Annotated in this window: 20 protein-coding genes; 10 read left to right on the top strand and 10 right to left on the bottom strand. The window is 60.3% G+C overall.

Annotated elements, in window-relative coordinates; all coding sequences use genetic code 11:
* Positions 1-50: 50 nt before the first annotated feature.
* The 6 genes from ACM5SV_RS04860 (at position 51) to ACM5SV_RS04835 (ending at position 7,451) form a co-directional block, all read left to right on the top strand.
* The gene (locus ACM5SV_RS04860; RefSeq protein WP_003553158.1) at positions 51-995 is read left to right on the top strand and encodes an ABC transporter permease; all 945 of its coding nucleotides are present in this window, start codon (positions 51-53) and stop codon (positions 993-995) included.
* Positions 992-1,810: an ABC transporter permease gene (locus tag ACM5SV_RS04855; RefSeq protein WP_003553156.1), complete on the top strand. Its 819-nt coding sequence runs from the start codon at positions 992-994 to the stop codon at positions 1,808-1,810. The genes ACM5SV_RS04860 and ACM5SV_RS04855 overlap by 4 nt, the downstream gene beginning before the upstream one ends.
* Positions 1,807-3,435: an ABC transporter ATP-binding protein gene (locus ACM5SV_RS04850; protein ID WP_419425092.1), complete on the top strand. Its 1,629-nt coding sequence runs from the start codon at positions 1,807-1,809 to the stop codon at positions 3,433-3,435. The genes ACM5SV_RS04855 and ACM5SV_RS04850 overlap by 4 nt, the downstream gene beginning before the upstream one ends.
* Before the next feature lies 1 nt (position 3,436).
* Positions 3,437-4,300, top strand: coding sequence for a serine hydrolase (locus ACM5SV_RS04845; RefSeq protein WP_003553147.1), 864 nt, complete (start codon positions 3,437-3,439; stop codon positions 4,298-4,300).
* A gap of 24 nt (positions 4,301-4,324) precedes the next feature.
* The gene (locus tag ACM5SV_RS04840; protein WP_419425091.1) at positions 4,325-5,869 is read left to right on the top strand and encodes an ABC transporter substrate-binding protein; all 1,545 of its coding nucleotides are present in this window, start codon (positions 4,325-4,327) and stop codon (positions 5,867-5,869) included.
* Between the two features lie 133 nt (positions 5,870-6,002).
* A complete protein-coding gene (locus ACM5SV_RS04835) occupies positions 6,003-7,451 on the top strand; it encodes a M20 family metallopeptidase (RefSeq protein ID WP_419425090.1) in 1,449 nt (482 codons plus the stop codon).
* A gap of 135 nt (positions 7,452-7,586) precedes the next feature.
* Here the strand turns inward: ACM5SV_RS04835 and ACM5SV_RS04830 are convergent, their stop codons facing one another.
* Both ACM5SV_RS04830 and ACM5SV_RS04825 read right to left on the bottom strand, forming a co-directional pair.
* A complete protein-coding gene (locus ACM5SV_RS04830) occupies positions 7,587-8,027 on the bottom strand; it encodes a DMT family transporter (RefSeq protein ID WP_017996950.1) in 441 nt (146 codons plus the stop codon).
* Complete coding sequence (locus ACM5SV_RS04825; RefSeq protein WP_017996951.1) at positions 8,024-8,506, bottom strand: DMT family transporter; 483 nt, start codon at positions 8,504-8,506, stop codon at positions 8,024-8,026. The genes ACM5SV_RS04830 and ACM5SV_RS04825 overlap by 4 nt, the downstream gene beginning before the upstream one ends.
* A 192-nt stretch (positions 8,507-8,698) precedes the next feature.
* Here ACM5SV_RS04825 and mug point away from each other — a divergent pair, with 192 nt between their 5' ends.
* The 4 genes from mug to ACM5SV_RS04805 all read left to right on the top strand — a co-directional run bounded on the left by mug (position 8,699) and on the right by ACM5SV_RS04805 (position 12,282).
* Positions 8,699-9,256, top strand: a complete 558-nt coding sequence (mug, locus tag ACM5SV_RS04820; protein WP_026157665.1) for a G/U mismatch-specific DNA glycosylase — start codon at positions 8,699-8,701, stop codon at positions 9,254-9,256.
* A 52-nt stretch (positions 9,257-9,308) separates the two neighbouring features.
* A complete protein-coding gene (locus tag ACM5SV_RS04815; protein WP_419425089.1) occupies positions 9,309-11,069 on the top strand; it encodes an MOSC domain-containing protein in 1,761 nt (586 codons plus the stop codon).
* Between the two features lie 88 nt (positions 11,070-11,157).
* A complete protein-coding gene (locus tag ACM5SV_RS04810; protein WP_419425088.1) occupies positions 11,158-12,003 on the top strand; it encodes a pirin family protein in 846 nt (281 codons plus the stop codon).
* A gap of 60 nt (positions 12,004-12,063) precedes the next feature.
* Complete coding sequence (locus tag ACM5SV_RS04805) at positions 12,064-12,282, top strand: hypothetical protein (protein ID WP_003553121.1); 219 nt, start codon at positions 12,064-12,066, stop codon at positions 12,280-12,282.
* A gap of 155 nt (positions 12,283-12,437) precedes the next feature.
* Here the strand turns inward: ACM5SV_RS04805 and ACM5SV_RS04800 are convergent, their stop codons facing one another.
* The 8 genes from ACM5SV_RS04800 to ACM5SV_RS04765 form a co-directional block, all read right to left on the bottom strand.
* A complete protein-coding gene (locus tag ACM5SV_RS04800) occupies positions 12,438-12,959 on the bottom strand; it encodes a cupin domain-containing protein (protein ID WP_003553119.1) in 522 nt (173 codons plus the stop codon).
* Positions 12,960-13,053: 94 nt separating this feature from the next.
* The gene (locus ACM5SV_RS04795; protein WP_419425087.1) at positions 13,054-13,464 is read right to left on the bottom strand and encodes a TIGR02588 family protein; all 411 of its coding nucleotides are present in this window, start codon (positions 13,462-13,464) and stop codon (positions 13,054-13,056) included.
* A gap of 6 nt (positions 13,465-13,470) precedes the next feature.
* Positions 13,471-14,340: a TIGR02587 family membrane protein gene (locus tag ACM5SV_RS04790; protein ID WP_419425086.1), complete on the bottom strand. Its 870-nt coding sequence runs from the start codon at positions 14,338-14,340 to the stop codon at positions 13,471-13,473.
* Between the two features lie 170 nt (positions 14,341-14,510).
* The gene (locus tag ACM5SV_RS04785) at positions 14,511-15,398 is read right to left on the bottom strand and encodes a DUF1206 domain-containing protein (RefSeq protein WP_012763225.1); all 888 of its coding nucleotides are present in this window, start codon (positions 15,396-15,398) and stop codon (positions 14,511-14,513) included.
* A gap of 218 nt (positions 15,399-15,616) precedes the next feature.
* Positions 15,617-16,150 carry a GNAT family N-acetyltransferase gene (locus tag ACM5SV_RS04780; protein ID WP_012763226.1) on the bottom strand — a complete coding sequence of 178 codons (534 nt, stop codon included), beginning with the start codon at positions 16,148-16,150 and terminating at the stop codon, positions 15,617-15,619.
* A 19-nt stretch (positions 16,151-16,169) separates the two neighbouring features.
* On the bottom strand, positions 16,170-16,988 hold the full coding sequence (locus tag ACM5SV_RS04775) for a bifunctional allantoicase/(S)-ureidoglycine aminohydrolase (RefSeq protein ID WP_017996426.1): 819 nt from the start codon (positions 16,986-16,988) through the stop codon (positions 16,170-16,172).
* A gap of 202 nt (positions 16,989-17,190) precedes the next feature.
* On the bottom strand, positions 17,191-19,026 hold the full coding sequence (locus tag ACM5SV_RS04770; RefSeq protein WP_017996427.1) for an ABC transporter ATP-binding protein: 1,836 nt from the start codon (positions 19,024-19,026) through the stop codon (positions 17,191-17,193).
* A 32-nt stretch (positions 19,027-19,058) separates the two neighbouring features.
* Positions 19,059-20,255 carry an aminotransferase class V-fold PLP-dependent enzyme gene (locus ACM5SV_RS04765; protein WP_017996428.1) on the bottom strand — a complete coding sequence of 399 codons (1,197 nt, stop codon included), beginning with the start codon at positions 20,253-20,255 and terminating at the stop codon, positions 19,059-19,061.
* Positions 20,256-20,259: the final 4 nt, after the last annotated feature.

Raw genomic sequence — 20,259 nt, 5'->3', positions numbered from 1 at the left:
CGAAACCGATGGCGCGGGGCACTGTCCATTACCCATCGCGGGGAACAAAAATGCTGAAATTCGTTCTAAACCGCCTGTTGATGGCATTGCCGACGATCGTCCTCGTTTCGGTGACGGTCTTCACGCTGATCCGCTTCATACCCGGCGATCCGGCGGCATTGATGCTGGGTGATATGGCTGAGCCGGGTCAGATCGCGGCGATGCGCTCGGAACTCGGCCTCGACAAATCGCTGCCGGAACAGTTCCTGATCTGGACCGCCAATGTCGTCCAGGGTGATTTCGGCCGCTCGATCGTCAACGACGAGCCGGTTCTGCCGCTCGTCGCATCACGCTTTCTGGTCAGCGCCGAAGTCGTCGTCATCGCCGTCCTTCTGGCGAGCCTCATCGCCGTGCCGGCCGGTGTCATCGCCGCCTGGCGGCAGAACAGTCTGACGGACCTGGCGCTCGTCGGCACGGCCACGATCCTGCTGTCGATCCCGACATTCTGGCTCGGCCTCCTGCTCCTGCTTTTCTTCGGCCTGAAACTCAGCTGGCTACCGGTCCTCGGCTATGTCTCGATCGGCAGTAATCTCACCGGCGGCCTGCTTTACCTCGTGCTGCCGATCATGACCCTGGTCATTCACGAGATGGGTGTGTTGATCCGCATGGCACGCGCCTCGACGCTGGAAGTGCTGCGTCTCGACTATATCACCCACGCCCGGGCCAAGGGGCTTTCCGAGAGCGCCGTCCTCTGGCGGCACGCCTTCAAGAATGCCTTCGGCCCGACCTGGACAGTCATCGGTCTGATCCTCGGCAATCTGCTCGGCGGCATTGCCGTCATCGAAACTGTCTTCACCATACCGGGGCTCGGGCGACTGATGGTCGACAGTATTTTTGCCCGCGATTACCCCGTGATCCAGGGGTGTCTGCTGTTCGTCTCGCTTTCCTATGTGCTGGTCAATTTGGTCGTCGACCTGCTCTATCCCCTGTTCGATCCGCGGGTAGTCGCCGAATGAAAAACGTCACCTTCAACGGCTTCATCGGCAGCATTCTGATTGCCGCATTGCTCATCTCCGCTGCGATCGGCCTCTTCTGGACCCCCTATGATCCGATGAAGCTCGGCTTCACCGCACGGCTGGCGGCACCAAGCAGCGCCCACTGGCTCGGAACCGACGAATTCGGCCGCGACGTGCTCAGCCGCCTGATCGTCGGCGCCCGGGCGAGCGTCTGGATCGGCACCTTGACGGTCACATTCGCGACGGTCTGCGGCACGCTGATCGGTCTCGTCAGCGGCTACGCCCGCGGTTGGATCGATGCCGCTATCATGGCCGTCAACAATGCGCTTCTCGCCTTTCCGGGCATCCTTCTGGCGCTTGGATTGCTCGCCGTCTTCGGCGCCAACCAATATGGCATCATCTTCGCGCTGGGCATTGCCTATTCTCCCTCGATGGCCCGCGTTGTCCGGGGTGCCGTCCTGTCGCTGCGCGAGCGGGAATTCATCGAGGCCTCCAAGGTGATGGGTAATGGCGAGCTCTACACCATGTTCCGCCATATCCTCCCCAATTGCATCGCCCCGATCACCGTGCTGGCGACCTCGATGTTCGGTTGGGCGATCCTTTCGGAAAGCGCGCTCAGCTTTCTCGGTCTCGGCGTCCCGCCACCAGCGCCAACCTGGGGCAACATGCTGGCTGCCGGGCGACCATTCATCGAGCAGGCTGTCTGGCTGGGCCTGTTCCCGGGCCTGGCGATCGCCCTGACGCTTCTCGGCATCAATCTTCTGGGCGACGCTCTTCGGGACAAGCTTGATCCGCGGATGAGGGGGCTGAAATGACCAATAGAACGCTTTTGAATGTCCGCAACCTGTCGCTTCAGGTCACTGGGACCGGTGTGCAGGTCGTCAAGGACGTCAGCTTCGACATCGCGCCGGGCGAAATCTTCGGCATCGTCGGAGAAAGCGGATCGGGCAAGACGCTGGCAACACGCGCCCTGATCTCGCTGCTGCCGGCACCCATCAGGGTGATCGGCGGCTCCATAGCCTACAAGGGACGCGACGTGCTTTCCATGAACGGCGCGCAATTGCGCCAATTGCGTGGTGCGGAAATCGGTGTCGTCTTCCAGGAGCCGATGACCTCGCTCAATCCCTCGATGACCGTCGGCCGCCAACTCGAAGAAGGGTTGCAGCTGCATACGAAACTTTCGAAGGAGGAACGACGCAGCCGGATCCTCGACATGCTGAACCGGGTCGGGATCCGCGACCCCGCCGGGGCGCTCACGTCCTATCCGCATGAATTCTCAGGCGGCATGCGCCAGCGCATCATGCTGGCATCGGTGATGCTGCTGAAACCGGCGCTCTTGATCGCCGACGAGCCGACGACCGCGCTCGATGCCGTGATCCAGCGCAATGTCATGGAATTGATGGTGGAACTGACGCAGGCGGAAGGCACCGCCGTGCTGCTGATCAGTCACGATCTGCCGATGGTTGCCCGCTACACGAACCGCATCGTCGTGATGGAAAAGGGCGTGATCGTCGAAGAAGGACGCACCGCCGATCTGCTCGACGCACCGCAGCGTGCCTATACGAAGAAACTGCTTTCCTCCCTGCCGTTTCGCGGAGAGACGCGGACGATCGACAAGACCAGGGCGCCGATGGTCTCTGCGCGCGATATCGTCGTCGACTATCCGGGCCGGCGGTCGCTGATGAAGAAGGCAACGCCGAAACGGGCGCTGCATGGCGTCAGCATCGATATCCACGAGGGCGAAGTCGTGGCGCTGGTCGGCGGTTCGGGTTCCGGCAAGACCACGCTCGGCCGCACCATTGCCGGACTGGTCCGCGAGAACGAAGGCGATATCCGGTTCAAGGGACGCAGCCGCGACGCCGACTGGATGGACTATCGGCTGAATTGCCAGATGGTGTTTCAAGATCCTTATTCCTCGCTCGATCCGCGCATGACCATCCTCGCGCTCGTGGAAGAAGCGCTGCGGCTCGTTCCCGATCTCGACGCCATGACTAAGCGCAAGCGCGCCCTGGAGACGCTGGAGGAAGTCGGTCTTGGGTCCGACTATGCCGGGCGCTACCCGCATGAGCTTTCGGGCGGCCAGCGGCAGCGCGTGGCGATTGCCCGCGCCATTGCGCGCCGGCCGAAATTCCTGATCGCCGACGAACCGGTATCGGCGCTTGACGTGACGGTCAGGGCGCAGGTGCTCGAACTCCTGTCCGATCTGCAAAAACGCTACGGCTTTTCCTGCCTGTTCATCAGCCATGATCTCGGCGTGGTCGAACAGGTGGCCGATCGCGTCGTCGTCATGCAGGACGGCCGGATCATCGAGGAGGGCGACCGCGATACGGTTTTCGACAGACCGAAGGAGGCCTATACGCAAAGGCTTCTCTCGGCCATCCCCGCTCTGGACCACAATGCTCAGGGCGGCGTGATCCTCAAATGGCGCCTGGAGAACTGACATGACGACGATGATTGAATCCGCAAAGCTCGGCGAGCGATTGAACGCGATCTGCGATGCCCAACCTTTCGTCACGCGTTTCATGGTGCGTGCGCTTGGCACAGGTGAAACGATCGGCAGAGGCGCGGACGAGGAAACCCCTTCCGCCAGCACCCGAAAGACCTCGATCATGATGGCAGCCTTGAAGGCCGCCCATGAAGGCCGCCTGGATCTGGACGAACGGATCACCTACGAAAAGCGTTTCGCCGAGGAAGTGGCGAGCGGGATGTTCCGCTATCTGACGCCCGGTATCGTCATATCGCTGCGCGATGCCATCACCGGCATGATGGTGCTGAGCGACAATGTCTGCACCAAGATGGTCTTCGAAAGGCTGACGCTCGATGAGGTCGACAGCTATTGCAAGTCGATCGGCATGACGGGCACCAACCATCGCTTCCTCATCCCTCCCTTGGCGCTGTCGCCCGATCACTCATTGAAAGCCGTCACCACGACGACGGCGCGGGATCAGGTCTATCTGCTGCAGACCATCCTGGATGCGCAGGATTCGCGGGAAGCCGCGGACCGGCTCGGCTGCTCGCAGGCGCTCAGCGCTTACGCGCTTCAGACCCTGAAGAACCAGATCCTGCGTTATGCCATTCCCTCCAGGCTGCCCTTCGGTGTGCTCGTCGCCCACAAGGGCGGCACGGGAAAGCGCGGCCGCATGAATGCCGGTATCGTCTATCGCGACGGTTCCCCCTTCTACATCATCGCCGCCTATACCGACGACGTGCCGCAGGAGATGCCGGACGGCACCCCCGGCTACACGGTCGCGCTTGAAACCATCGGCAGGCTTTCACGCGCCTGCTGGGATGAATTCCAATCCTGACGATCATAAAAAGAGGGTAGAACGATGCACAAGCTTCTTCTTGCAGGCACCATGTTGATGGCGATGACCGGCGTGATCCACGCCCGCGACATCGTCGTGGCTCAAAGTTCCGATCTGCGCAGCAACAATCCGGGCGTCAATCGCGACGGCAATACCGATGGCGTCATCCTGCATATCGTCGAAGGGCTCGTCGGCTATGCCAACAACGGCGAGGTCAAGCCGCTGCTGGCAAAGAGCTTCGAAGTCTCGGCCGATGGGCTGACCTACAGCTTCAAACTGCGTGACGACGTCAAATTCCACAACGGCAAGACATTGACCGCCGATGACGTCGTTTGGAACTGGAACCGCTATCTCAAGCCCGAAACGAAATGGACCTGCCTTCCTGACTTCGACGGCAGCGGCAGCGTGCATGTTACGGGGATCAAGGCAGTCGATGCGTCGACCGTCACCATCGCGCTGGAAAAGCCATCCGCGGTTTTCCTTGGCCTGATGTCGCGCCCCGAATGCGGTTACACCGGGATCATTTCCCCGGAATCGGTCGGCGCAGACGGAAATTTCGTCAAGCCGATCGGCACCGGCCCCTTCAAATGGGATGAATGGAAAAAGGGCGAGTATATCCATCTCGCCAAGTTCGACGATTATGTCTCGCCAGAGAATGACGGCAAGCCCGACGGCATGGTCGGCTCCAAACGCCCTCTCGTCGATGGCATCAAGTTCATGGTCATTCCCGATGCTTCGACCGTAAAGGCCGGCCTTCAGTCCGGCGTGCTCGATACCGCGGAGATTTCGCCGGATCTCATTCCCGAATTCAAGACGAGCGACGCGATGCAACTGATCGTGGCTCGCAACAACGGCAAAAACCTCTTCTACATCCAGACGCGCGACAAGGTTCTGAGCAATCCCGGCGTGCGCCGCGCCATGGCGATGGCGCTCGATCTCGACCAGCTCGTCGAGGCCGCCTCCAATGGCACCGGCGCAGCCAACGGTTCGATGGTTTCGCAAGACTCGCTCTATTTCGACGATGTCCAGAAGGAGCGTCTGCCCTACGACATCGAGGCCGCGAAGAAAGAGCTTGCGGCGGCCGGCTATAAGGGCGAGCCGATTACCATCATCGCCAACAAGCGCAGCAACGTGCCAAGCTTCCCGGCCGCGGTGATGGCGCAGGCCATGATGCAGCAGGCAGGTCTCAATGTGCAGATCGAGGTGCTCGACTATGCGACGCAGGTCGATCGCCGCCGGTCCGGCAACTACCAGATCATCTCGCAATCGGTCGCGCCGCGGCTCGATCCGGCGCTGATGTACGGCTTCTATGTCGGCAACAAGGACAAGAATGCGTCCTTGATGTGGGATGATCCAAAGGCTGTCGAGTTGATGAAGGCCGCCTATGCGGAGGCCGACCAGACGAAGCGTCAAGCGATCTTCGACGAGTTTCACACGCTGATGCTCAAGGAAATGCCGGGCATCTTCCTCTATGACATGGTCGATGTCTGGGGCGCGACCAAGAAGCTGAAGGGCCAGCCCGTCTGGCAATCGAATGCCCGTCTTTGGGAAGTTTCGCTCGACAACTGATCCTCAATCGCCGCGCCCGATAGTTCGGGCGCCGCCATCCCACTTCGACAGTCAACAGGAGATCCGGCAGGCAGTCCTGCCGGGTCCGGTGCAACACATCCCTGTGGCGGCAGGGCAGACAGCGAGGAATACCATGAATCTTGACGCGATCAGCTCCATTGCCGCGACGATCGAAAAGATCAAGCCGGACTATACTGCCCTCAGCGACAGCATCTGGGACTTCGCAGAGTTGAAGTTCGAGGAGCGGCGCTCGTCGCAATTGCTGGCAAGGTCACTCGAGGAAAACGGCTTTGCCGTGCGCCGCGGCGTCGCAGGCATGGAAACGGCCTTCATCGGCGAATCCGGCAGCGGCAAGCCGGTGATTGCTTTCCTCGGAGAATTCGATGCCCTGGCCGGAATGAGCCAGACCGCCGACCTAGCCGAGCCTCTTCCCGAGGCGGCGGGAGCGACCGGTCACGGCTGCGGGCACAATCTGCTTGGCGTCGGATCGCTGATGGCGGCGGTTGCGCTTGCCCGCCACCTCAAGGAGAACAACCTGCCCGGAACAGTGCGCTATTATGGCTGCCCGGGAGAGGAGGGCGGTTCCGGCAAGACCTTCATGGTTCGTGCCGGCGCGTTCGATGACGTCGATGCTGCCCTGACCTGGCATCCGGCTCCGTTCAACGGTGTTCGCTCGACGAACAATCTTGCAGTTCTCGAATATTACTATCGCTTCAGGGGTGTCGCAGCACATGCGGCCAACAGCGCCCATCTCGGCCGCTCGGCGCTCGATGCGGTCGAACTGATGAATGTCGGCGTCAACTTCCTGCGTGAACACATGCCGCAGGATTGTCGCGTTCACTACGCGATCACCGACACCGGCGGCAGGGCCGCCAATGTGGTGCAGGCCAGCGCCGAGGTTCTCTATCTGATCAGGGCGCCTGACATGCCGCAGGCGCTTGAGCTTGCCGGGCGGGTCGAGAAGGTTGCACGAGGTGCGGCGATGATGACCGAAACAGAGGTCGAGATCGTGTTCGACACCGCCTCGACGAACCTTCTTCCCAACATCACACTTGAAACGGCGATGCACGAGAACATGGTCGCCCTCGGGCCGATAGCCTTTGACGAGGCCGACATCGCCTTCGCGAGCAAAATCCAGGATACCTTCACACCCGAAGCGATCAGGAGCAGCATCCGCCTCTATCAGATCAAGGGCGATGTGTTCTCCAACGCCAAGGTCGATGGCTCGGCGCCCCTGCACACCGGCCTGCGCGATTTCGAGGGACAATCGCATTTCCGGGCCGGATCGACCGATGTCGGCGATGTCAGCTGGGTGACGCCGACCGCGCAATGCTGGGCACCAGCCTGGGCGATCGGCACCAATCCCCATACCTGGCAGGTCGTCGCGCAGGGAAAAAGCCCGGCCGCGCACAAAGCCATGGCGCATGCGGCCAAGACGCTTGCGACAACGGGGCTCGCATTGATGTCGTCATCCGACCTTCTGGCAGCCGCGACGGCCGAGTGGCGGGAAAAGACCAGCGGCAAAGCCTATGTGTGCCCGATACCTGACGATGTCATGCCTGCATCGGTTCATAGTCGCTAATCCTGCCCTGAGAAGGCCGCGCCGAAAAGATGCTGCGGGGCGGGGAGGCATCCCCCGCCGTCCATCCGTCCCTTGGCCTGCGATCGGTCGATCAAATTGCCCGGTCGGCCATGGCGTCGAAAGCCATCCGCTTGGCTATTGAGGACCGCCGGCTTTGCGTCGTCCCCGGCTGACCATCATTCCGCCGACGATGAGAGCAATTCCGGCGGCGTTCGCCCAAAATGACGCTGGGACGGCGCTGATATAATCAAATGCCACCCCTGTTACCATCTGGCCACCAATGATCAGCAGAGCCGAATTCACTGCGCCTATTCGAGCAATGACCCAACTGCCCGCCGCCACGAAGATGACGCCGATGGGACCACCCAGATAGGCATACCAAGGCGCCTCGGCCGCACCCGCAGGAAGCAGACCTCCGACAAAGAGACCAAGGCAGGTGAGGGCGGCAAAGCCTATCGCATGGTTCCAGAAGGATGCGATCAGCGGCGTTGTCGATATGCTCAACCGTCCATTGAGCTGACGACTGAGGCCGACGAGCACACCGCCCAGGCATGCCAGGAGAATGAATATGGTCACGCCGCACCTCGCCCGAACAATATAATGAGTGCGGCCCCGGTGACGACCAAGCCGAGTGCTACGATGTCTCGTCTATCTGGGCGCCGCTTTGGCAGACCGAACAGTCCCCAACTGTCGGCCGCGACGCTGAAGGCGACCTGGCCTGCCAAACCCAAAGCCAAGGTGCCGGAGAGCCCGAGCGGTGAGTTGACCGCGGTCGAGGTCAGAATGACCGTTGCAGCGCCGGATATCCCTCCGAGATAAGCCCACCAAGGTGCCCTGGGAGCTTTTTCTACCCTAGGCGTGCGCCGGCGTTGGACCATCAGGAGAAGAAGGACAGCGGCGATGATGCCCGTGCCGTGTGCGGTCCAAGATGAGAACAGAGGATTGCCATAACGGGCCAACTCGCCGTTGAGGTGCACCATGAAAGTCAGGAGCCCGCCCGTGGCAAAAGCTCCAACGAAGTAGATGGGATGCGAACTACGTGCTTCGGTGGTCATTGCAGATCCTGTCAAAGAATCGATTAGGCCCAGATTTTCAAATTGCCACTAAGGCCATCCATCGGCATTTTCAGCAAGATGATTGACACCGTGTCTGTTAGACCAACCTCTCCTTGATGGTGTTCAGGAAGCTCGTTTCGATCGATGCGCGGTTGGTGTATTTGACAGGCTTAATTCGAGCGATGTCCCATAATGCAAGATGATGCCATGTCCGGGAACCTCGATGGCACAGGCGACCCGACAATGCCGAAAGCCGGATTGTCGGAAATTCTCGCTCCTGGCCTTTCCGTGGTTTTTTGCGGATTGAATCCGGCTCTGTCCGCGGTTCGCGACGGCCATAATTTCTCGAACCCGAGCAACCGTTTTTGGCGGGTCTTGCATCTCGCCGGATTTACACCGCGTCTGCTGCGGGCGGATGAAGAGCGCGAGCTGCTGCAATTTGGCTGCGGTCTGACATCCGCGGTTTCACGTCCTACGAAAAGCGCAAACGAGCTCAAGAAGCAGGACTATCGCAGCGCCGCGCCCGTCCTGGAAAACAAGATACGAAAGATTGCGCCAGCCAATTTGGCCTTTCTCGGAAAGGCGGCATACGCGGCGATCAGTCTTCGAGCCGATGTTGAATGGGGTCGGCAGCCTGAGGTATTTGCCGGCGCAGACGTCTGGCTGTTGCCAAATCCGAGCGGCCTCAACAGAGCCTTCACCTTGACGACATTGACCGAACACTATCTCGACCTGAGATTGACGCTTTAGCCGTCCTTCGTCGATCTCGAAATTGCGGTGATCATCATTCGGGAGAAATGTCATGGTACACTTGCTTTCGGTCAATGTCGGCCTGCCGCGCGACATCACCTGGCAAGGCAAGATCGTCAACACTGCCATTTGGAAAACGCCGGTCGACGGCCCGCGTATGGCGCGGCGCCTGAACGTGGATGGCGATGGACAAGGCGATCTGGCTGGCCACGGCGGCGAACGCCGCGCAGTCTTTGTCTATCAGACCGATTCCTATGGGTACTGGCAGGAGCACTTGCGCCGAGACGACTTCGTCTACGGGCAGTTCGGCGAGAATTTCACCGTCGATGGCTTGCCGGACGTAGAGGTATGCATAGGAGACCGTTACCGCATCGGCGGCGCCCTGTTCGAAGTGACGCAACCGCGCGTCACCTGTTACCGGCTCGGCATACGCATGGACGAGCCGGAGATGGCCGCGCTGGTCGTCAAACACGGCCGACCTGGTTTCTATTTCCGTGTGCTGGAGGAAGGCGAAGTGCAGGCCGGCGACGAGATCACCAAGGTCGCGTCCGGACCGGAGGGCATGAGCGTTTTCGAGATCAACGCGCTGCTTTATATGCCGGGTCACCCTCACGATCAGTTGGAGCGCGCCCTGCGCATCCCGGCACTAAGCGCAGGATGGCGCGGTTCATTCGAGGCGCTGCTCAAGCAGCAGCGTAAGCAGGGCGCGACGACAGGGAATGCCGGGCTGGCAGCCGCGTCCGGGCCGCCTCCGGCATGGCGCGGATTCCGCCCGTTGCGGGTGTCGCGCAAGGTGCGCGAAAGCGGTAGCGTCGTTTCCCTCGTGCTCGAACCGGCAGATGGCCAACCTGTTGCCGCAGCACTCCCCGGGCAGTTCGTGGTGCTGCGGTTCGGCCCGGCTTCGGCGCCTGCGCTGACGCGCAGCTATTCGCTGTCGGGCGAGCCCGGCGGCACGCATTATCGCGTCAGCGTCAAGCGGGAAGCCCATGGCGCTGCCAGCGGTTACATCGACGAGGAATTGCAGGTGGGCGACATCGTGCAGGCAAGTGCGGCACGCGGCAGTTTCACGTTGCGGTCGGGCGATACGCCGGTTGTTCTGTTGAGCGCCGGGATCGGGGTGACGCCCGTGCTCGCGATGCTTCATGTTTTGGCCGCCGAAGCATCGTCCCGGGAAGTCTGGTGGCTATACGGAACCCGCAACGGCCGCGAACATCCCTTTGCCGAGGAGGCGCGCGGGCTGCTTAAGAGGCTTCCTCACCACCACAGCCATGTTTGCTACAGCACTCCCGACCCCAAGGATCGGCCCGATATAGATTTCGACGCTCGCGGCCATCTGAATGCGCAGGCGCTCAAGTCGCTCAACCTGCCGCGCGATTGTGACGTCTATGTCTGCGGGCCGTCGAGCTTCATGAGCGATCTGAGCGCCGGCCTTGCAGCCTTGGGCATCGCGCCGAACCGGATCCACACCGAGATGTTCAGCGCGGGTCCCGCGATGACCCCGGGCATAGCTGCCTCGCCGCGCCGGCCACCACATTTGCCGGCAGGGCTTGCAGATTCCGGGCCACTGGTGTCGTTTGCCCGCACCGGCCTTAATGTGCGCTGGGAGCCGACATTCCAGAGCTTGCTCGAGTTGGCCGAGGCCTGCGACGTGCCAGTGCGATGGTCGTGCCGCACCGGCGTCTGTCATACTTGCGAGACCGGACTTGTCGAGGGAAGGGTCCATTACCGCCCGGACCCCATCGATGCGCCGGCGGACGGCAATGTGCTGATCTGCTGCTCAAAGCCTGACGGCGACATCGTGATCGATTTGTAGAGCGGGACGACGCACGCCCTGGCTCTTGATCACGACAGGCGCGGTCGTGGCCCGGGCTCATCACTGCCTTGCAAGCATGGAGGATGCGATGCTGCTCAAGGGCGAACGAACATTCGTGGTGCGGGATATGGGAGGCTTCGTCGCGCACCTCAACATGCCGGGGTGGTTGAAGCCCAAGCCCACCGATCACGGCCACGGCCCTCTTGCCATGATCGTTGAATCCATCCTCGATCCTGGCCGCCTGATCGCCATGCATGAGCACAGGAACGACGAGATTATTTCCTGGGTGCCGGAAGGCGTCATGCGGCACGACGACAAGGCCGCCGGCCGACTGGTGATCGACCGCGACCATCTGATGGTGATGAATGCCGGAGCAAGCTTTTGGCATTCCGAAGAGACGCTGGCATCCGACCCGCCTCTGCGAATGCTGCAGATCCTCGTTCGCCCTTACGCGGTCGATCTGGAGCCGAAGATCCAGCATGGGCCGATGCCAGCTGCCGCGGCAAACGTCTGGCGACACCTGGTCGGGCCGGAAGGAGAGGGTGCGCCCTTCTATGTCCGCAGTGCGATCGACGTCTTTGATATCCGGCTAGACGCAGGCATACGGGTGGAATTCCCGCGGAAACATGGCCGAGACCTCTATTTCTATGTCTTTAGCGGTTTCGTTGTCATCGATACGCAGCCGTTCGCAGAAGGCGAGCAGGGGCTGCATTTATCGGATGACAAGCTCGAAGTAGAGGTGCAGAGTGCAAGCACGTTGGTCGCGTTTCTGCTCGACCCGAACGCATCTATCACCAGGCAGGGGACTGTCGGCGACCACAAGAAGATCCCGCCGGCAATCATTATTCGCGCGTTCCTGCGATGGAGGAAATTTCGCCATATGTGGCGTCGTCATCTTTCGCATCGCCGCTCGAAGACCGAAAAGGCGATATGAATGGAACAAGGATGCCCCTAACGGGTTTCGAACCTTAGCGTTCAATAGGAGGAGCATTTCATGCCTACGGTTGCCGCCACACCCATCACCCCACCGGACCAGCACGTTGTAACGGCGCGCGAAGCCATCGAGCCGCTTTATGAGAAGCTCGAGCTTCAAACGGAATCGCTGGTTCTGTCTGCGGCGCTGGAAGCGGGATGGTCTTCGGACGAGGCAACCAAGGCTCTGGCGACCCTCAGACTTCAGGACGCACTTTCCACCCTTGGACGAACGGCCTGACCAATAGAACTCCGGGAATAATCGACGCTCTTGTCGGAATGCCGACTATCCGAACGGTCTCGCGCGGCGTGCTGACTACACGGCGGCTGCGTGATTAGTGGCATGGAGCGCGCCCTCGCATTTTCAGTTTGACCAGGCATCCCAAGGAACCTCAATCAATCTCTGCGCCATGCGCGAACCAAGTATCCATCGGCGCCCTCGATAGGGTCGCTGCTCGGGATCGAGAGTTCGGCAATGGTCAAAAGTTGCTCTTCAGACGGAGCTGATGTCAGTATGTCTGCATGCTGTCCGGGCGGATAGCCTCCTACCACAGAAAAATCCGCACTCGCCCCAAGGTTCCGATGGCCAGTCCCGGCTGGCAAGATCAGACAATCGCCCGCTGCGACATCGATTTCTTTGCCCTCTGGCCCGCCGAGCAAAAGCTTCGCCGTGCCCCTGGCAATACCAAGCACCTCATGGGCACCAGAATGATAATGGTCGTAGGTGAAGATGCCATTCCGCCATATCCCGGTCCATCCGTTGCTCGCGAACAGGTCTTCGAAACTCTTGCTGCCTGCTGCGGCTGAAAGCGCACGTCGATAGATTAGAACTGACAGTTTCGGGTTGTTTGGCACCCAGCTGCTTCGCTGTAGCTGCAGCTCGTGTACGACAACCGGGTCAGTGGCATCCTCGGTCATAAAAATGTCTCCCAAGCATATATCCGATCTTCGTTGAACTAATAAGACTGGCACGGTTGGGGAGGCGCTGGGTCTCGCAAGAATCCCAACGCGACTATGGCTCATCAAATGAGGACGCTCTGACCGTCAACGTCTTCCCGGCGGGGTCTTGCTGGAATATCAGCCCACCTTTGGCCTTCGAGTGTCCCGGGACATAATCCAAGACGGTCTCGACGTTTTCAAGGACCGAATCTTGTTCTCGTATCTCGCCCTGGACGGTTACCTGCGACGCGGTCGCGCTTGAATCGTTTCGGATTTCGAAGAGAACTTGAAAAACATCGCCGCGTTTTTCGGTTTGCAGCACGACCCCGACCAGGTTCGGCGAAGAGTCACGGTCAACCAATGCATCCTTGCCAATCCAAGCAATCACGCCAAGGACAATTACGGCCGAGACGACACCCGTGACCCATTCAATCCAATGCGGTTCGCCTGCTTCCAGATTTTTGCCGTTGGAGATTTTTGTCATCGTGCCTCACAGGATCAGGCGAGCTGCTGCCGCGCCAACGGCACCGGGAAAGCTCAGAACGACAACGGCCATAAGGATTTGGGTAGACCCGATGTCATCGGTTCTATGGAACGTCCAGAGGCAATAGGCACTGATCAGACCGGCAATTACGTAGCCCGGCAGGGTGAAGCGAACGAAAGCGTGCCAGCTTGGCGTACCCTCGGCGAGATCGTGGCTCCCCTTGAAAGAAAGGGCGTAAACGAACCCATGCATGACTGCCAGCGAGGCGGCGATCATGAGCAGGCCATGCCACGGCGTCATCTTGTAGGAGAGCAAGATCATTTCCTCGGTGGGCGCGACGTTGAGGTTGAGGAACAGGGCGCCGACCGCCATCAGGAATAGTTCACCGGCGTAGCTCGTTTCCCGTTCGTGGATTGGGTCATCACTATCGCCTTCCTTGGCATCGTCGCCATCGTCCGATTGTCCGCCGAGCTGGCTCCGACCTAGCATCGCGCCGATGCTGGCAGGTATGGACTGGATCGCGATCATTCCGATAATCTCGTGCGGAGATTGGTCGTATTTCAGAACCCCCATGGCGAAGAGGATAAGTGCGCTGCCCAGAACCCCAAGGCCATAGGCAATGCTTGCATCACGGATCGCTTGTCGCCAGGTTGACGTCCGCTCAAATCCGATCCGGTCCGAGAGAATAACGAGAAGGGGAATATTGACGATCAGCAAGAGAAACAGGCGGCTGCGGTCCATGTAGAAGCCGAGCTCCCACATTTCCATGGTCATGAACATGGGCAGCGCGAAAAGCAATGCTCCCGCAATACCGCGTGCGATCCCTGCAAAAAATTTGCTTCTATCGAAATCCTCGCGCGTGATCGCGACACTCAAGTTTGATCTCCCCCTAAATGAAAAACTCCCACCACCCGTAAACCGAAGCAGCGGCATTCAAAGCGCAGGCGCTCGCTGCAGAAGCGCGGGTTGGACGCATGAGCACCAGCGCCGCCGAAGTCAAAGCCGTCATGGACATCAAGGTTGACATGACTTTTCTCGAATGCTTCTCAGTTGTGAGATAGTGGCAGCTCCGACCGTACCTGCGAGAGATTTGGGGTCGACACGGTTCGATATCGTGCCTCGACCAAATTATAGATTCCGAACGCAGCCAAGCCGATAGCCACGACGAGGTAGAGAACAGCTCCGAACGGAAGCTGTCTCACGAAGGTCAAGGCATCACTTATGCTCCCTGCCTGGCCCGGATCGACGGTAAAGGCCGCATAGCAAAAGAAGATGCCGACGATCACGAAAACGACCCCACGGGAAACGAGCCCATAGATGCAAACCAATAACAGAGGTCGGCTTTGACCGAGCGTGAGATATCGCTCAAACCGCCTCGTGATACCTTTCAGCGCGGTAACGGCGCCACCAATGACAAACCCGAGACCAATCGCACCAGCTAGGAATCGACCAAACGGTTGCGACATGACCCAGGCTGCCAAGCCCTTTTCTCCGCCGTCGCCACCGGATCCAAAGCCAAGGGCGTCCTGAAAGGCGTATATCGCCAACCCCAAGTACGTCACGGCGCTCCCGAGAAGGGCGGCACGGATCAGGTAGCTTTTCACACTGTGGTCATGGTTGTCTGCGTTTGCGATGGACTGGGCAAGCCGCCATGCTACGAAGCCGAGTAGCCCGAGCCCTATCAAGCCAAGCCACACCCGGCCCAATGGCTGTTCCAAGACAGCGTCGAGCGCCGATTTGGTATCGGCCTTTCCGCCGCCGAAGCTCGAAAATACTGCCAGCGCAGCAACGAGCAAAAACACAATGCCTCGGGCGCTATATCCAGCCCGCGCAAGCCATTCAAATTTCGACCTGGTCATCTCTGGTTCCCCCGCCGCGGATTTAACGAGCGCCCAGCAAAACAGTTCCGACTTCTCCGCGATGAATGTCTTCAACGAGGCAAGGTCCTCGAACTTTTATCGCAAATTTGACTGTCGGACGCCAACAGGGGTTCCCAATGAAACGAGATTGCGAGCAGCGCGAAACGCGGCTCAATATATTTCAGTTCCATAAGATAGATTATGCCACTTTTACAATTATAGATTGCATCAATTAACTACCTGCACTCCAGTTTCCTGGGAAACTCAGCCGGGGGCGCCCTGAGATCCGGCTTTCAAATATCGTTTGGTGATCGCAGTTCATAGAGCACGTGACGGCGCAACGGATGCCCCTCGGCCAGATTGGGATGATCGAATTCACCGATCCGGTTCATCCCTAGCCGTCTCATCAAACCCCAGGAATTGCTGTTTGCGGGCACCGTGAAGCTGACGATGCGGTCAAGCTTCAGCTCGTTGAATGCAAAGTCGAGAGACCGTTCCGCGGCCTCGCGCGCATAGCCGGCGCCGTGCCGAGACGCTGAAAGCCGCCAACCGATTTCGACTGCCGGGGCAAATGGCAAAGCAGGTGAAACCTTAGCGAGGCCGCACATGCCGATCAACGCGCCGCTTGCCTTTTCCTCCAGCGCCCAGAACCCCCAGCCATGATCCTCGAAGTGAAGGTCGATGCGGTCGAGCATCGCATTCGACTGTTCGTCGGTCAGAGGGTTGAGATATCGGACGACGTCGGGCTCGGCATTGATCGCAGCGAAGGGCTTGCGATCCTGTTGTTGCCAGGGTCTCAAAATCAGGCGTTCAGTTTCGAGCTGCATCGTCTCTCACCATTAGCTCCTACCAGAGCGTCATGTGACGGTTGACGTCCTTGTAGAGCAGGTAGCGGAACCGGCCGGGGCCACCGGCGTAACATGCCTGCGGGCAGAAGGAGCGCAGCCACATGAAGTCGCCGGCCTCGACCTCGACCCAATCCTGGTTCAGCCGATAAACGGCTTTGCCCTCCAGCACATAGAGACCATGCTCCATGACATGGGTTTCCATGAAGGGGATCACGGCGCCCGGCTCCAGAGTCACGATATTCACGTGCATGTCGTAGCGGACATCGGCCGGATCGATGAACCGGGTCGTCCCCCAGCGTCCATCGGTATCGGGCATTGCCGAGATTGGGTGCTGGTCCTCATGCGTGACAATCGCCGGCGGCGGCTCCAGCCCCTCGACCTCCTGAAATGCCTTTCGAATCCAGTGGAATTTTGCCGCAGTCGAGCCGCCGTTTTTCAGGCGCCAGACGGAACCCGCCGGAATATAGGCGAAGGAACCGGCGCGAAGCGCATGGCTGACGCCTTCGAGTTCCACTGTCATCTCGCCTTCGACGACGAACAGGACCGCTTCCGCCCGCTTGTCGGGCTCTGGCCGGTCGCTTCCGCCGCCCGGCTGAATTTCCATGACATATTGCGAGAAGGTCTCGGAGAAGCCGGAGAGCGGCCGGGAGAGAACCCATGCCCGTGTCCCCGTCCAATGCGGAAGGACGCTGGTGACAATATCCGTCATGACGCTGCGTGGGATAACCGCATAGGCTGTGGTGAAGACGGCCTTGCTGGAAAGCAGCTCGGTTTGCGGCGGCAATCCGCCGAGTTTGGAATAATAATCTCTGTTCATCGGTCCAGGCTTCGCGGCATTTGGTTATGCATCTGCTTTATGCGCCGTTTGCACGTTAGGCAACTCCCAATGGGCCGAGCGGAGCCAACTGACGGACTGCATAATTCCTGAAATCGGACCAGGCCTCAGGATAAACTAGACAGCAATTCAGGATGTTACAGCGCGATCTTCAGGCGTCACGAAAAGACGGGCGCGTTATGGCTTACCGATCGGCCATGACCAGATGGCCCGGCCCGACTTCGCGATAAGACGTGCTCGCGGGCTGATAATCGACCGGGCGCATCGGGCTCTTGATCTCGTCATTCGCCACCATCCGCTTTTCGTGGCGACGGTCCGGATCCGGCACGGGCACTGCCGCAATGAGTTTCTTCGTATAGGGATGTTGCGGATTTTCGAAGACCGCGGCCCGCGGGCCGATCTCGACGATCTCGCCGAGATACATCACCGCCACCCGGTGGCTGACGCGCTCGACCACCGCCATATCGTGCGAGATGAACAGGAAGGCAAGGTTGAGGCTCTGCTGCAGGTCGAGCATCAGGTTGATGACTTGCGCCTTGATCGAGACGTCGAGCGCCGAGACGCTTTCGTCGGCGACGATGACCTTCGGCTGCAAGGCAAGCGCGCGCGCAATGCAGATGCGCTGGCGCTGGCCGCCGGAAAATTCATGCGGGTAGCGCGCTGCCATATCCGCCGACAGACCGACCTTCACCAGCAGATCGGCGACGACGTCTTTTGCCTGTTTCGAATTGCCCATCCTGTGTTCGAGATAGGGTTCGGCGATCGCAGCACCGACCGTCATGCGCGGATTGAGGCTGGCAAAGGGATCCTGGAAGATCATCTGCACGGATTTGCGCATCTCGCGCAGATCCTTCCTGTCGAGGCCGAGCACCTCCCTGCCCTCGACGAGAACGGAACCGGCCTGCGGCTCAATGAGCCGCATGATGGCGCGGCCGGTCGTCGATTTGCCGCAGCCGGATTCGCCGACGAGCGACAGCGTCTCGCCGGCATGAAGGTCGAAGGAAACGTTTTCCACTGCGTGCACCCGGCTGGTCAGCCGGCCGAACAGACCGGAATGAATATCGAAACGCTTGGTGAGGTTCTTCACCTGCAGGACCGGCGTCGCTGCCACCGTATCGGTGACCTCGACGGGAATGTCGGATTCACCCGTTGCGGTGTTGACCACGGGAAAGCGCAGCGGCCTTTGCCTGCCCTGCATCGAGCCGAGCACCGGCACGGCGGATAGTAGCGCTCTGGTATAGGGATGTTTGCCGCGGTGGAAGATATCGGCGGTGGCGCCGCTTTCCACCTGTTCGCCGCGATACATCACCACCGTCCTGTCGGCGATCTCGGCGACGACACCCATGTCATGGGTGATGAACAGAACGGAGGTTCCCTCCTCGTCCTGCAGCATCTTGATGAGATCGAGGATCTGGCCCTGGATGGTGACGTCGAGCGCCGTCGTCGGCTCGTCGGCGATCAGCAGTTTCGGCCGGCTGGCGAGCGCCATGGCGATCATCACCCGCTGGCGCATGCCGCCGGAAAAACGGTGCGGATATTCGCCGAAGCGCGAGGCGGCCGAGGGGATGCGGACCTTTTCCAAGAGCCGGATCGTCTCCGCCTTCGCATCGGTTTTGCTCATGTCGGAATGGCAGAGCAGCGCTTCGGAAATCTGGTCGCCGATGGTGAAGAGCGGATTGAGCGATGTCATCGGCTCCTGGAAGATCATCGCCACCTCGTTGCCGCGAACCTGCCGCATGGCATTTTCCGGCAAGGCCAGAAGGTCGCGTCCGCCGAGCATGACGCGGCCCTCGACACGGCTCGTATCCGCCTGCAGCAGCCGCATGATCGAGAGCGAGGTGACGCTCTTGCCCGAGCCGGATTCGCCGACAATCGCCACCGTTTCCGCTGGCGCCACCGTGAAAGACACATCGCGCACGACCGGTTTCCAGACGCCGTCCACCATGAAGGATGTCGTCAGACCTTCGACGGAAAGAACGTCGGTCGTCGTCTGGATCGGTTGGGTTTGGGCACTTGCCATGGTGGTTCCTCTTGCGACAGGTAAGCGGCGATTCAATCCGGCCAGCGCAGCGCACCGTCGAAGCGGTGCCTGCTACGGTTCTCGATCGGCGTTGCGATGATCTCATTGGACGCGCGCGCCTTGTCGAGTTCCTGCGCCAGGCGCTCCGCGACGACCGTCTCCTCGCCGGGGTGCAGGTTGCAGGGGTCGAGATAAAAATAGCGGTGCTCCACCTCATGATCGCGCACGATGATCGGCGGGCTGCCCTTGGCAAGCGCATCGGCCAGATCCCAGGCGGTGATATGGGCTTGCTCGGGATCGATGATCAGGCGCAGCCGCTCGAGCGGATTGTGGGTCGGATCGGGCTCGATCAGCGCGGTAAGGCCAGGGCGGCCGTCGAGCGTGCGCTTCCACAAGTTGAGATAGCCGGTCTCGCGTTCCCGGATGCCGGCATGGTCACGGTTTTCCCAGGCTTCGAGTGCCGCCATGACGCCGAAGATGCTCTCCTTGCCGACCTTCATGCCGCGGCCGATGCCCATATTCTGCAGGAAGGCATGGCGCACCAGCTCCTTCCTGCCGGCAACGATGCCCGAAGTCGGACCGCCGAGGAATTTGTGGCCGGAGTAAAGGGCGATATCGGCCCCCTGCTCCAGGAAAATCCTGAGATCATATTCCGAGGCGGCATCGACGATGACGGGCACGCCCTTGGCATGGGCGATCTCGACGAATTCCTTGAGGTTCAAAAGGCCGTAATCGACGACATGGTGGGAGACGACATAGACGGCAGCCGCGGTCTTGTCGGTGATGGCGTTTTCCATGTGGAAGCGATGCGTTGATGTCGCTTGCCCGACAAGCACGACCTTGCCGCCGGCAAGTCGGATCGCCTGGTCGACCGGGGCGCCGTAGCTGACCACATGGCCCATCTGCACCAGCACTTCGTTCTTCTCCGGCACGACATCCGGCAACCTCTCGATCGCCAGCAGATTGTTGCCGGTGATCGCGCCGGCAACAGCCAGCGAAATGCCGGCCGAGCAGGAGGCGGTGACGAAGCCCGCCTCGCCGCCGGTCAGCCGGCCGATGACGCCGCTTGCCTTGCGCTGCAGGTCGTTGATCTCGACGAAATGCGGCAGGATCGATGCCATCGCGCTGATCGCTTCTGGAACGACGATCGAGGCGCCGAGGCTGGTCATCGTGCCCGATACATTGATGACAGGGCGAAGGCCAAGCGACGGGCGGATATCAGTGGACATGGAG

The sequence above is a fragment of the Rhizobium sp. CRRU65 genome (genome assembly GCF_048551595.1).
GTDB lineage: Bacteria > Pseudomonadota > Alphaproteobacteria > Rhizobiales > Rhizobiaceae > Rhizobium > Rhizobium leguminosarum_J.
The sequence above is the reverse complement of the archived record's forward strand: the minus strand, read 5'-3'. Positions and strand labels throughout refer to the sequence as shown.